This window comes from Algoriphagus oliviformis (assembly GCF_017254915.1).
In the GTDB taxonomy this organism is placed as follows: domain Bacteria; phylum Bacteroidota; class Bacteroidia; order Cytophagales; family Cyclobacteriaceae; genus Algoriphagus; species Algoriphagus oliviformis.
In genome coordinates, this window is record NZ_JAFKCT010000008.1 from 147,216 (window position 1) to 160,915 (window position 13,700).

A 13,700-nucleotide genomic window follows, 5' to 3' on the forward strand; every position below is an offset into this window, starting at 1 on the left:
TCAAATTTTCTTGTCCAGCTTAGAAGCTAAGGTTCAAACCAAAGGTCCAGCCACGGGTAACAGGGTAGTTACCTACGTCGATACCGAAGGTAAGGTCAGCATTGCCACCAACTTGGGGATCCAACCCTTCATAACCCGTAATCGTAAACAAATTGTTTACAGACGCGAATACCCTAGCTCTTTCCATTTTCCACTTTTGAAGCAAAGAAGCCGGGGCCGAGTAGCCCAGCGTCAGGTTCTGCAGCCTCAGGTATGAACCATCTTCTACATAGAAGGAGTTAGAAACATCTGAGGTTGAGAAGTTCGCTGTTCTTTCAACAATTGGAATGGTTGCGTCCAGATTTTCTGGAGTCCAAGCGTCCTTCAAGCGCTCGGAAATCGCCGCTCCTTCGAAAGTCTGGAAGAAGTCGGTAAACCATTTGGACTGGTTGAAGATCTCGTTTCCGATAGAAGTGTAGAGGTACGCGGAAAGATCAAATCCTTTGTATCCTAAAGTAAAGTTCAATCCGCCCGTAAAATCAGCGACTGGACTACCCATAAATACTCGGTCATCCGGAGTGATGCTACCATCACCGTTGACATCTTCAAACTTGAAGCGGCCGGGAGCCTTTCCAGGTTGAGCTGCGTGGGAGTTCACATCCTCCTCGTCTCTAAACAGACCGATAACGTTGTAACCAAAGAAGGAGGACAGCGGCTGTCCAACGGCATTTCTGATAGGTTCAATACCCCTAAAGCTTGGATTGGCGTTTGGTGAAGTAATAAATTCCAAATCTCCCGATAAAGCGACAACTTCATTTTTCAAAAAACTGCCGTTAACAGCAAGTTCATAAGTTAGATCTGTCGATAGATTACCTCTAGTGGACACCAAGAAATCAAGACCTCTGTTCAGCATTTCACCCACGTTTACTGCTGGAGCGGAAACGTTTTGAGGGCTACCCGCAGTCAATGGAATTGGAACCTGGAACAATAAATCTTTTGTATCCTTTTTCCACCAGTCAAAGATCACATCCAATCGACCGTTGAAGAAGGTTCCGTCCACACCGATATTTTGGGTGACGGCTGTCTCCCACTTCGCGTCAGGGTTACCGATACGGGATCTTCTGAAACCGATAACAGCTCCGGAGTTAGATCCGGTGATGTCATAGGAGGAAGCTCCCACGTTTCCGCCAAACAAGGAATACTGGTTGTTTGGATCTACGTTGTTGGAGTTACCCATTTGGCCCCAGCCCCCACGGACTTTCATGTCGTCGATCCAAGTGGCTCCCTGTAGGAAGGATTCCGAAGAAATCCTCCAAGCGGCAGAGAATGCCGGGAACACCCCGTATCGGGAATTCTCACCAAAACGGGAAGAACCGTCACGTCGTACCACCGCGCTCACGATGTACTTGTCGTTGTAGGTATACTTCACTTGCCCGAAGTAGGAAGCGAAGTTTACTCCCTTAAACTGGGAAGAGTTTACCTGTCTGGTGCCTACGGGAAGGTTGGAGATGGTGATGAAGTCCGGATCTTGGGAGAAGGGGTTCTGTCCGACGGCATCAATAGTTCTTCCAGACCCAGTATTCAACGCTTCTTGGCCCAAGAGTACGTCAAAGGAGTGAAGATCGATCTTTTTCTTCCATGCCAGAGTGTTGGTGAAAGTCCAGCCAAAAGAGAAGCCTGATCCTTCGCCATAACCGAATGCAGAGTTGTTTTCCGAGTTCTCATATTGCAAGCGGGTGTAGTTCCAGTAATAGTAGTTGTTGTACTGGCCACCGATGGACGTTCTGAAAGTCAGGTCATCGATGATATCCCACTCGCCATAGATGTTCCCAAACGCGGCAGCATTGAAGTTTCTATTATCAGCAATCCCGTCCCTGTTCGCTATCGGGTTTCTTGGGTTGTTGAAACCTCTGGAAGCAGTACCGGCATATCCCCCAAACTCGTCATAGACAGGGATAATAGAAGGCATACGGAAAGCCTGCAGGATGTCGTTTTCGTCTCTCGAAACACCACGACCGCCTTCGCCACCCGTTTGACCTAACCTTTGGAGGTATGTGCCTTGGAAATTTTGGCCGATTCTGATTCTTTTGGTTACGTCAAACTCAGAGTTTGCCCGCAGGGAATATCTGCTGAATGTGTTATTGGACATGATACCTTCCTGCTCCTGCATTCCCAATCCAACGAAAAACCTGCTGGTTTCCGAGCCGCCATTGAAGCCCAAGGAGTGCCTGTGGAGCGGAGCAGGTGCGGTCAGGGCATCATACCAGTCGGTGCCTTCGCCGGTCATCGCTCTAGTCAGCTGACGGACAGTTCCCTTAGTCGGGTCGATGTTGTACCATTCTCGCTGCTGCTCAATTTGGGCTGCAGAAAGTGGGCCTGGCTGGCCGGAAACAACCGTCAAATTCCCTTCTGCATCTTGTGAAATCATGCTGAGGTAATAAGGCATCACCGGTGATGTTCCTGTGCCGAATTGCGGGTGCTCGTATTTTGCAGGAACACCGTTAATTCTTGCAGTATTGGTCTCAGCCAGCCAAGTGTAGGTGGCAAAATCCTGTGGATTCATCATATCCAATCCTTTTCCGGGATCGGTCACCCCATACATGCCGTTGTAATCCACTCTCAGCTTTTTGTTTCTAGCACCGCGCTTGGTGGTGTAGACTATTACACCGTTGGCGGCGCGGGCACCGTAGATGGAGGCCGCGGCCGCATCCTTCAATACCGTGGTCGACTCGATGTCGTCAGGGTTGAGGAAGTCGGTAGACCCAGTCGGCAAACCGTCGACAATGTAGAGAGGCTCGTTACCCCCGAAAGCTCCAAAACCGCGAACACGGATGATGGAAGAGGTACCTGGCTGACCGTTGGTAATCACGGTCACACCGGATACACGACCTTGGAGGGTCTGCTCGACGTTACCGGTAGGAATCACGGTCAGGTCTCTGGGATCCACCGTCGCGATCGCACCGGTGGTCTCTCTTCTGGAATCGATGGAGTAACCGGTCACGACCAGTTCGGTCAGTGTCCTTTCGTCCGGCGTCATATTCACATCGATGACGCTGCGGCTTCCTACCACCTGCTCTATCGCAGAGTAGCCGATAAAAGAAAATACCAGGGTAGCCTGGTCGTTTGCAACACTGAGGGAATACTTTCCGTCAATGTCAGTGGCGGTTCCGGTGGTAGTGCCTTTCACAAGGACCGAAACCCCCGGAAGCCCTACCCCAAACTCGTCTAGAACCGTACCCGACACGGTTTTTTGCGCATAGGCAGCACCCGCGGATAGGACTAAGAGCGTGAGGCACACACTTAGAGTTTTGTAAACATTTTTCATAAACATAGATAGATTGGGTAACAAGGTTAATCTTAAAAACTTGTTAGTTAATTGATTATGCAATCGTTTTCGATTGTTCTCAAAATAAAAGCAACAGACCTTGGCTTGACTGTCAAGCCACTATCGCGATTATACCTTGGTCGGTCGACCAGCTTAAAGAACCAGTAGGTTTGAGTGCATCGGGTGATGCTGATTGGGAGAGGGAATTCGTCTAAGTAAAATAGATCATAGGCTTGAATTTTGGGTTTAATTGTTATTTCTTAACCGTCAATGTTAAATAATCTAAAACAAAATTCAAACCCGAAAGCCTAAATAAAATTAGGAAATCAATCTATTTGACAATAGATTCTAATGCATACGCCCTAAAAAAAAAAATTTAAATTTTAACCCATTGCAAAAAATCAAACAGTAAGCCCGATATTTTGCAAAGATGGACAGCAAAACTATTGTCTTATTATTTTTTTTTCAATGCAATGCCCTAGTTGCTGTCCAAGTTGGCGAAAAAGTCGGGACTGCTTCTCAGCTCCTCAAAAAGCGGATCCTGAAATGCCCGCTCTGAAAGTTGCCTGTTGGCCGCTATGGCTTTTTTCAACTGGATCATCGCGATCTCCTGCTGTCCTCCGGCCGCCGCTATCATCGCCAGCCCGTAGTAGCCGTAGCCAAAGCTCCTCCCCTGCACCACCGACTCTTCAAAAGCCATGTTGGCACTGGGATAGTCTCCGATCATGTAATAGGCCAAGCCCTTGTTGAAAAAATCCTTGGGGTCGGTAAAGCGGTAGTCAAAACGAAGCGTCGCCAGCTTGTAGTCACCCCGGAGTATGTCCAAGGCCCCTCTGAGTGCCTCATTGTGTTGCAGAAAGTCCGGATTGAGCGTGAGCGTCGACGCGTCGGACAGTTTCTTGTACGCAGTCCAATAATCCCCCATCAGCGCCAAGACTTGGCCTTGGTTGTGAAGGGTCTGAGGCGTGGGTTCGATCCGATAGGCTTGGGTCAGCAGCCTGAGCGCCTCCTCCCAAAGCACTTCCTTGGATCCTTGGTCGAGCGTCCGCTGAGCCTGTCGCATACGCACCACCGCCATGTTGTTGTAGGGAAGTGGGGAGCGGAAAAACTCGGTCATCTTGGAGTAGATCGTTGCCTTCTCCTCTATGCTTTGGGTAGCTTCCGCAGCCAGCGTCCATTCCTCAAAGGACAAGGCATTCGTCCCGTCGTTTTTGGAAAGCGCCTCTTTCAGCTTCATAGACTGCTGCAAATCCAGCCCTGTGAGAGGCTTGGAGGTGATCTCCACCTTTGCCGCACGCAGCATGGGATAGAGATCTTGGGCGACTTGGGAATACCCGGGGATTTTCTTGAGCCGCTCGCTCTGCTCCAAGTAGGTTTCCTGGTTCATCAACACGGCATAGAGCTCATCCTTGCGATTGGTGGAGATACCCTTGTAGTCCCTGAGCAGAAGCCGCAGGTCAAACCAATCGTTGCGGCGCGAATCCATTTTCAGCTGGGACTGGGGCAGTCGGGCAACCCGAGCCCCCAGCGTCTTTCTGACCGACTCCGCCCGATTCATGCCTAGGGCGCTGTTTTTCCCCTCAGAAGCCTCCGGCGACTGCAGGCCGGTGATCTTTAGCTCCTGCACGTCTGGATTGGATTCCAGAAAGGCATCCAACTTCTTCAGCATGGCGGAATTGGCCGAGCTGGTCTTGTAGGTAGAGGAGCCCGGGTCAAAAAGAAACAAAAACTCCTCATTTCGCACCACTTCCCTATCCAGTGCGCCCGAGGTGATAAAAAGCCCGACGACGGGAATGGGCTCATCTGGATACACTTCCCCCAGCTTGACCATGAGTTGGGGGGCGATGATGCCCTTGGCGAGAATCTGACGCTCAAAGGGTGGCCGCTCCTCTTTCTTTCCTTGGTAGAAAAACACCTCCAGCGTCGCCCCGGCCATCCAAGGCTCAAATTTCAGGGAGTAGCTTCCCTCGTACTTGTAGTTCGCGACCTGCCGCTTCAGCTCCAGCTCGCCCAGCTCCAGCTGCTCGCCCTCCGAATGGAAACTCAGCGTCACTTTTGGATTCTTCGGGGAGAGGACCGACTCGATCGGGATAGTGCCCTTGACGGTGAAGCGGACTGAGTCACCTTCCAGCTTGAGTTTGGCTGGCTTCAGCTCCACATCCTGTAAAAATTTGTTTTCAGGCACCATTATTGATTTTGAAAACAAGGATTGGCTCGAAAGTAAAATTAAGATGAACAGGATGTTAAACATTCTGTTATTATATTGATTTGTAAATTTCAAATCCATTTTCTGCTAATTTTAGACCGAAAATACTACTGCGCTATGGAAAAACTGAAACTGTTCTTTGAAGAGAGGGCCTTCGGGGTCTGTTCTCGATTGGGCGAGAAACTTCACTTTCCCATCGACAGCATCCGCCTGTTTTTCATCTATTCTTCCTTTGTCACGCTAGGCTCGCCGATCATCATCTATGTCAGCATGGCCATGATGATGAAGATCAGAAAGTACTTCCGCAAGATGAACAATCCCGTGCTCTTTGACTAAAGCTTTGTGAAAACCCGCTTTCCAAGGACCAGGTAATTCCAAAATATAAACCGAACCGGGCCGGAACTGGACTTTTCCATTTCCGGCTTTTTTGTGGCCTTTTCCATAGCCCCCATGCCGGTAAAGAAATCCACGTATGCCTGCCACACCGCCCGGGCAAAATCCCTTTTCCCCCGAAACAGATAGCCCAGCGCCGCGGCGATTTCCAGAAAGGACTTAGCCACAACTATTCCAAAAAACCGGATAGCGGCAACATTCTTGTAAACCATCCGCAGACTATTGCGGATATTCAGATAGAGCTTGCGGGCATTCCCGCGATCCAATGTCGCCCCTCCTTGGTGAAAAACCGTCACCAAACCCAGGTACCCGATCTTTCTGCCCGCGCTTCTAAGCCTCCAGCAGAGATCGATCTCTTCCATGTGGGCAAAAAAATGCGCATCAAATCCGCCCTGTGAAAAAAAATCCACCGACCGAATCGCCAGGCAGGCACCCGAGGCCCAATCTACCTCCACCGAGTCGTCGTATTGACCTCGATCCTGCTCGATGGTCTCCCAGATCCGACCCCGGCAATAGGGATAGCCCAAGTGGTCGAGATACCCTCCCCCAGCTCCGGCGTAGTCAAAAGAGCGACGGTCTTGCCACGACAGGATCTTCGGCTGAAGCGCGGCATGCCCCGGATTTTGATCCAGCCAGGAGACCAGATCGGCATCCCAGCCGGCAGTCACTTCCACGTCCGAATTGAGGAGGATAAAATACTCGTAGCGTCCCTTCAGCTCCTCCAGCCCCCAGTTATAGCCTCCCGCATAGCCAAAGTTGGCATCCAGCTGTATCCGCTGGACGCTTGGATAGGCTGATTTCAAAAAGTCCACGGAATCATCCGTGCTGGCATTGTCCACCACCCAGCAGTCATGCCGGCTATGCAGTAGCACAGAAGGCAAAAAGGTAGGCAGCACCTGCCTACCGTTGTAATTGAGGATGACGATCGCCGCCTTTTTCATCAAGTCAATAGTCGCTTCACAGTGTCCAATCAATCGGCACTTCGTATTAGATCAAGGGCGATTTCACCCAAACATACTTCCCAGATCCATACCTGGAATGTTTGGCAGCATGCCTTCGGTTGCCTTTTTCATCTCAGCCTTGATCTTCACTTCTATAGCTTCCATGGCCTTGTTGGTGGCAGCTACGACTAGATCGCTGAGCATCTCTTTGTCTTTTGGGGTCAAAAGCGACTCGTCCATCTCGATTTTGAGGACTTTGCGGTCCCCGTTGACAAAGACCCTGACCAGGCCTGCGCCGGACTCGCCCTCGGCAGTGAGCAGCACCAGCTTGGACTGCGCTTCCTTGATTTTTGCCTGGGCTTCCTTCACCTTGCCCATCATTCCCATGATATCAAACATAGCCTGATTTTTATTTATAAATAAAGTTGTTTCTACTTAAGTACCAGCTTTTTGACCGGTAATACCCGCTTTTGCGCGCGGGTAAACTATTACATTTCAAGTTGTCCCGACGCTAAAAATCCTCGGGAAATTTCGGCTATCTTTTATAGGCCTTACGTATGACTCATTGACGATCAACCCTTTCAACCCTATGAATACTATTGTCTTAATCTCCAAGGAACAAATTCCGCAACTGACTTTTGGAAACAAGGAAGTCATCTCCGATGCCGATGCCAGAAACGAACGACTGCACAGTCTCTATCGCTCCCAAACGCTCGGAAACCTGCTCCAAACCAAGGTCAAAATCACTTTTGAAGCCGCCGACGAACAGGTCTATGTGGTGGACACCACAGTCTGGGCAGTCGGCAACCGATTTATCTCCCTAAAAGGCGGGATATTCCTACCCATCCACGCCATCCATCATGTAGACTAGGCAAGTGCCGCCAAAACCTCCGGCAGGGTCATTTTGTCTTGCTCGCCCGTGGCCATGTTCTTTACGGAAACCGTCCCGGTACTGATCTCTTCGCTTCCGCACACCCCGACAAAAGGCACTCCCTTCTTGTTGGCAAAATCGAACTGCTTCTGGATTTTCACCGGATTAGGATAGATCTCCGTTTTGATTCCCGCATTTCGGAATTCGTTCAGCAAGCCCAGCGCATAGTCGAAGCCCGCCTGGTCGAAATACGCCAACAGGAGTCGTGTGCTGCTGTGGCTTTCCGCCGGGAAAAGCCCCAACTCGTCCAGCACATCATAAAGCCGGTCCACGCCAAAGGAGAACCCAACACCGGACACGCCAGGAAGCCCAAAGACTCCCGTGAGGTTGTCGTATCTACCTCCACCACTCACCGAGCCGATGGAGACATGGTTTACTTTCACTTCGAAAATCGCCCCGGTATAGTAGGACAGCCCTCGCGCGAGCATGATGTCAAAGTCCACATGCGCCAGATCCTGGCCCATTTTTTCCAAGATCCCAAAGACCTCCTCCAGTTCCTCCACGCCTTTCAGACCGGTGTCGGAGCTTTTCAGGAAATCTTTCAGAAACTCCAGCTTTCCAGCCAGATCGCTTTCCAGGGCCACCAGCGGAGCGAGTTTGGCGACCGAGCTGGCTTCAAAGCCTCTTTGCGCCAGCTCCTCTTTCACCTTTTCCCAGCCGATCTTGTCCAGCTTGTCGATGGCCACGCAGAGCGGACCTTCTTTTCCCGCCTCTCCTATCGCCTCGGCGATGCCGGTGAGGATCTTTCGGTTGTTGATTTTGATGTTGTAATCTTGGAGGCTGAGCTTCGCAAAAACCCTTCGGATCATCAGGATGATTTCAGCTTCGCACACCAAGCTATCAGTCCCGACTACATCCGCATCGCACTGGTAAAACTCGCGATAGCGTCCCTTCTGCGGGCGATCCGCACGCCACACAGGCTGGATCTGATAGCGTTTGAAGGGAAAAGTCAGTTCGTTGCGATTCATCACCACGTAGCGGGCAAAGGGAACCGTCAAGTCGTAGCGCAGGCCTTTTTCAGACACTTTGTTTAAAAGAGCAGCCGGGCCATTCCCCAAGTCTTCCGCTTTCACGTCTTTCGCAAAATCCCCGCTGTTGAGAATCTTGAAAAGCAGCTGATCACCCTCATCTCCATATTTGCCGGTCAGCGTGCTGAGATTTTCCATGGCGGGAGTCTCGATCTGCTGGTAGCCAAAAAGCTGAAAAGTCTCCTTGATGGTATCCAGGATGAAAGTTCTTCGGGCCATTTGCAGGGGGCCAAAATCTCGGGTGCCTTTGGGCAAACTCGGCTTTTGCATGGGTGATTTTTGGTGAATGAGCTCCAAATTTATTCAAAAATCAGGAAAAGCCTGTCCGAAGTGCCGTTTTACTCCCGAATAAATTCAGGGGATTTGTAGGCAAAGAAAAATTGTTTCCTTACTTTTGCGCTTCGTTTCGAATCCAAAAATTTAAACATATACAGCCATGGCCGTTACCACACTCAAGAGAAAACTGAAAAGAAAAAGACAAAGCCAGACTGCTCGCGTGATCAAAATCAAGCAGTTGAGCGCTAAGCCAGTGATCAAAAACGTTGACGTAGAAGAGCTCAAAGCTTCTTTCGGCAAGTAATCACTCCTCTTTCGAAGATACTAAAGGCGGCCTATGGTCGCCTTTTTTTTTGCCCTGGCACATTCTCTTCGAATTAAAAACCATTGAAATGGTTTTTTTGTACGTGCGTTCAATCCTCCATAGCCCACGGTTTAAACCGTGGGCTATGGAGTCCGAGACTCCAACGCACAAATGGCTTCAGCCATTTTAACCCGTACGTTTTATCACTAAAGGCAACGCTTTCTTCAGCGCTGGATTGCGATTGCCCGGCTTCCAGATCACCGACAGCTCGGTAAACTGCGATATCCCGCGAATCTCCATAAAGCGCACATTCAGGTCATAGCCCACGCCCAGCGAGCTCGGCACGATGGCCACACCGAGGCCGTTTTCCACCAGCCGGAAGATCGTGAGCGCATGTACGGACTTGTGCCGGATCTTGGGAGAAAAGCCCGCATCCCGGCAAATCCCCATGATTTGCTCGTAATAATAATTGGAGTAGTCACTGGAAAAAAGGATAAAAGACTCCTCGGCAAACTGGGAAACCGAGCGGAAATCAGCCTCCTCGACGGGATGGTTTGCCGGCACGACCAGCGAAAAGCTGTCCCGAAAAACCGCCCGCATCTCCAGATCCTCCGGCACCGAAGCCAGGCGCACAAAGCCCAGATCCAGCTTGTCCTTTTGGATCATCTCCACCTGCACGGCATTGCTCAGCTCCTCCAGACTTGCGCTGATCCCCGGCTGCTCGGCATTGAGTCGGGCGAGGAGATCAGGCAGGATACGGTTGGATGCAGAGCCAAGGAAACCGATCCGCAACTCCCCTACCTTCCCGGATGCAATGAGCTTAAGTTGGGTCTTGGCGGCTTCCAGATGGTTGATCACAAAGTCCACCTCCCCTTTAAAAAAAGCACCCGGAACGGTCAGTTCCACATGTTTTTTGTCCCGATCAAAGAGCTGCACGCCGAGCATTTCCTCCAGCTGCTTGATCTGTCGGCTCAAGCCGGGTTGGGAGATAAAGAGTCGTTCGGCAGCTTTGCGGTAGTTCAATTCCTCCGCCACCGCTTGGAAATAAATGAGATGCCTCAGCTCCATTGATACGTTTCAGTTATTGAATGATGACAAAAATAGTATCAAAAAGCATCAATAGTATGCGTTAATTTTGGAGAGCGTATGAACCCAGCCGCTGACCTGTCAGGTTTTGAAAACCTGACAGGTCTTTGCCTCGGTCGGTGTCCCCACCGACCGAAACCAAAAAACCACAAAAGACTTTAGCCATGAACATATTCCACTACGGCCAAGATCACCTCACCGCTTCCTTGGCACTCCAGCTGGCCAGAAAGGAAACCAAAGGTATCCTCAGCGCAGAGACCATCGCCAAAGTCGAGCAATCTGCCCAAGCCGTCGCCCAGATCGCCCAGGGTGAAGCCGCGGTCTACGGCATCAACACGGGTTTTGGCCCGCTCTGCACCACAAGAATCTCCGCAGCAGACACCACGACTTTACAGGAAAACCTCCTGAAAAGCCATGCCGTCGGCCTCGGAGAACTGATTCCCGAGGAAATCTCCCGACTGATGCTGGTCTTGAAGATCCACGCGCTGGCTCAGGGATTCTCGGGAATCCGATTGGAGACCCTGGAGCGCATTCTTTGGATGCTGGAGAATGAGGTCATCCCGACCGTGCCTGAGCAGGGTTCGGTGGGTGCTTCGGGAGACCTGGCACCGCTTTCACATTTGTTTTTGCCCTTGATCGGTTTGGGGAAAGTGCATTTTCAAGGACAAATCGTCAAGACAGAAAAGGCTTTAGCCCATTTCTCCAAAGCCGCATTGGCCCTCGGCCCAAAAGAAGGCCTGGCCCTGATCAACGGCACCCAGTTCATGGCCGCCCATGGGGTCAAAATCGTGGAACGCCTGCACAACCTCCTCACCCACGCCAGCATCACCGGCGCGATGATGATCGAAGGATTGATGGGTTCGGTCAAGCCTTTTACCGCCGCACTGCATCAGCTGCGGCCTTTTGCGGGCAACCAACACGTCGCCCAGACCATCCTAAACCTACTCCACGAGTCGGAGATCGTCAACTCCCACCTGCACTGCGCACGGGTGCAAGACCCCTATTCCCTCCGCTGCATGCCCCAAGTGCACGGTGCAAGCTGGAATGCCTGGGCGCACCTGAGGGATTCCATCGAGACGGAGATCAACTCGGTGACGGACAACCCGGTGGTTTTTGACGCGAACACGACCGTGTCTGGAGGGAATTTTCACGGACAGCCCATCGCCCTTCCGCTGGACTACGCCTGTCTGGCGGCTTCTGAGCTCGGCAATATTTCCGACCGCAGGATCTATCTCTCGATAGAAGGGGACACGCCGGGCGTGCCCAAGCTTTTGCTCAAGGAAACCGGCCTCAACTCCGGCCTGATGATCCCGCAGTACACCACGGCGGCTTTGGCCTCCGAAAATAAAGGCCTTTGCTTCCCCGCTTCCGCCGACTCGATCCCGACTTCCTTGGGTCAAGAGGATCACGTGAGCATGGGAAGTATCGGTGCAAGAAAAGCGCTGCGAGTGATAGGAAACGTGGAAAAGATTCTGGGAATCGAGCTTTTCTATGCCGCACAGGCCATGGACTACCACGCTCCGCTGAAGTCCGGAAAGATCATGACCGCCATCTACGAGCGGGTGAGAAAGGACATTGAACCAGTGGTCTCTGATCGAATCATGTACGAGGATATGGAAGCCGCAATTGAATTGGTCCAAAGCGGCGAACTCATCGAGCTGGCAAAAAGGGTTGCAGCTGCCGAAGGACTTGACTTTGAAACACCTTGGAGCGAGGCTTTTGCTTTCTAACTTAAATTGAAACCGGCAGACCCACACCCCAAGATCTCTGTGGGAATCTGTGACTAAATCTGTGAAAATCTGTGGGAAACAAAAAACTTATCGGCCCCATCACACAGCTCCTTACGCTGGATCAGCTTCCGATCAAGGGAGCTTTGAAAGACGAACAGCTTGAAATCGTCGAGCAGGCAGGCATCGTGGTCGAGGGAGAAAAAATCCTGAAAACCGGCCTTTGGACGGCTTTGAAAACCGAGTTTCTGCAAGCGGAACTTGTCGAGCTCAAGGGTGATTTTGTCGCGATTCCGGGTTTGGTGGATTGCCACACGCACATCTGTTTTGGTGGAAGCCGCGCGAGGGATTTTGCCATGCGAAATGCGGGTAAGTCCTATCTGGAAATCGCTCAGGCCGGAGGCGGCATTTGGGATACCGTAACGCAGACCCGCGCCTTGAGTCTGGATGAATTGGCGGCCGCCACCGCCAAAAACGCCAATCGCCATCTCTCCGAAGGCGTGACCACCATCGAGGTGAAGAGCGGCTACGGGCTTTCGGTCGAGGAAGAACTCAAAATGCTCCGGGCAATCCAAAAAGCCAAGGCCTCCACTCCAGCAGATTTGGTTCCGACCTGCCTCGCTGCCCACATGAAGCCAAGGGATTTTGAAGGAAGTCCGACGGAGTATTTGGAGCGGATGGCAAATCAGCTTTTTCCAGTCTTGGAGGAAGAAAAACTCAGCGGCCGCATCGATGCCTTTGTGGAGAAAAGCGCCTTTTCTCCAGAAGAAATCACACCCTACCTCGAAAAAGCCAAAGCGCTGGGCTTTGACCTCACGGTCCACGCGGATCAGTTTACGGCTGGCGGATCGGCGGTAGCGGTAGAGCTGGGAGCCAAATCCGCTGACCATTTGGAAGCCTCTACAGACACAGAAGTTAAGCTATTGGCAAAATCCGACACCATTGCCGTGGCGCTTCCGGGCGCATCAATTGGTTTGGGTTGCGCCTTTACGCCAGCTCGGAAAATCCTCGACCAAGGTGGCGCCTTGGCCATTGCCTCGGACTGGAATCCGGGTTCGGCACCCATGGGGGATCTGATCGCCCAAGCGTCGATCTTGGCGACCTTCGAAAAGCTCAGCACGACCGAAGTCCTCGCCGGCATCAGTTTTCGCGCAGCAGCGGCATTGGGCTTGGATGATCGGGGCAAAATCACTAGCGGTAAACTCGCGGACTTTGTCCTTTTCCCCACTTCAGACTACCGGGAAATCCTGTACCAGCAGGGAAAGTTGAAGCCGACGATGGTGTGGAAAAATGGTAAAAAGGTCGGATGACCGATGTCCGATGTCAGATGAACACCAGATTCAAGACGCTAGACTTAAGACATTAGAATCGGGAAAGAGCTAAAAAGTTAGAATACAACCCGTAAATCATAGATAAAAATCAACATGTATGTCCGTATTGTGCCAGTAGGTAACCTTGAATACACGACATAACGCAAAACTCCGGCTTGCCCTACTTCGGTCTT

At 51.4% G+C, this 13,700-nt stretch carries 11 protein-coding genes; 5 read left to right on the top strand and 6 right to left on the bottom strand.

Going from position 1 to position 13,700, the window contains the following annotated elements; all coding sequences use genetic code 11:
• Positions 1-19: 19 nt before the first annotated feature.
• Together J0A68_RS17335 and J0A68_RS17340 are read right to left on the bottom strand one after the other, a co-directional pair.
• A complete protein-coding gene (locus J0A68_RS17335; RefSeq protein ID WP_206579595.1) occupies positions 20-3,310 on the bottom strand; it encodes a SusC/RagA family TonB-linked outer membrane protein in 3,291 nt (1,096 codons plus the stop codon).
• A gap of 472 nt (positions 3,311-3,782) precedes the next feature.
• Entirely contained in the window at positions 3,783-5,489 is a 1,707-nt protein-coding gene (locus tag J0A68_RS17340) for a TPR end-of-group domain-containing protein (RefSeq protein WP_206579493.1), read from the bottom strand.
• A gap of 138 nt (positions 5,490-5,627) precedes the next feature.
• Between J0A68_RS17340 and J0A68_RS17345 the strand changes: the two genes are divergently transcribed.
• Complete coding sequence (locus tag J0A68_RS17345) at positions 5,628-5,846, top strand: PspC family transcriptional regulator (protein ID WP_206579494.1); 219 nt, start codon at positions 5,628-5,630, stop codon at positions 5,844-5,846.
• On the opposite strand, the gene J0A68_RS17350 is transcribed toward J0A68_RS17345, so the two are convergent.
• The gene (locus J0A68_RS17350) at positions 5,843-6,844 is read right to left on the bottom strand and encodes a glycosyltransferase family 2 protein (RefSeq protein WP_206579495.1); all 1,002 of its coding nucleotides are present in this window, start codon (positions 6,842-6,844) and stop codon (positions 5,843-5,845) included. The two genes, J0A68_RS17345 and J0A68_RS17350, sit on opposite strands and share 4 nt — an antisense overlap.
• Before the next feature lie 63 nt (positions 6,845-6,907).
• Positions 6,908-7,243: a YbaB/EbfC family nucleoid-associated protein gene (locus J0A68_RS17355; RefSeq protein ID WP_206579496.1), complete on the bottom strand. Its 336-nt coding sequence runs from the start codon at positions 7,241-7,243 to the stop codon at positions 6,908-6,910.
• Positions 7,244-7,433: 190 nt separating this feature from the next.
• Between J0A68_RS17355 and J0A68_RS17360 the strand changes: the two genes are divergently transcribed.
• Complete coding sequence (locus tag J0A68_RS17360; protein WP_206579497.1) at positions 7,434-7,715, top strand: hypothetical protein; 282 nt, start codon at positions 7,434-7,436, stop codon at positions 7,713-7,715.
• Here J0A68_RS17360 and hisS read toward each other — a convergent pair.
• Positions 7,712-9,073: a histidine--tRNA ligase gene (gene hisS, locus J0A68_RS17365; protein WP_206579498.1), complete on the bottom strand. Its 1,362-nt coding sequence runs from the start codon at positions 9,071-9,073 to the stop codon at positions 7,712-7,714. The two genes, J0A68_RS17360 and hisS, sit on opposite strands and share 4 nt — an antisense overlap.
• A 166-nt stretch (positions 9,074-9,239) precedes the next feature.
• Between hisS and J0A68_RS17370 the strand changes: the two genes are divergently transcribed.
• Complete coding sequence (locus J0A68_RS17370; protein WP_206579499.1) at positions 9,240-9,383, top strand: hypothetical protein; 144 nt, start codon at positions 9,240-9,242, stop codon at positions 9,381-9,383.
• 186 nt (positions 9,384-9,569) lie between these two features.
• On the opposite strand, the gene J0A68_RS17375 is transcribed toward J0A68_RS17370, so the two are convergent.
• Complete coding sequence (locus J0A68_RS17375) at positions 9,570-10,451, bottom strand: LysR family transcriptional regulator (RefSeq protein ID WP_206579500.1); 882 nt, start codon at positions 10,449-10,451, stop codon at positions 9,570-9,572.
• A 182-nt stretch (positions 10,452-10,633) separates the two neighbouring features.
• Here J0A68_RS17375 and hutH point away from each other — a divergent pair, with 182 nt between their 5' ends.
• The gene (gene hutH / locus J0A68_RS17380; RefSeq protein ID WP_206579501.1) at positions 10,634-12,199 is read left to right on the top strand and encodes a histidine ammonia-lyase; all 1,566 of its coding nucleotides are present in this window, start codon (positions 10,634-10,636) and stop codon (positions 12,197-12,199) included.
• Positions 12,200-12,270: 71 nt separating this feature from the next.
• A complete protein-coding gene (gene hutI / locus J0A68_RS17385) occupies positions 12,271-13,506 on the top strand; it encodes an imidazolonepropionase (RefSeq protein ID WP_206579502.1) in 1,236 nt (411 codons plus the stop codon).
• Positions 13,507-13,700: the final 194 nt, after the last annotated feature.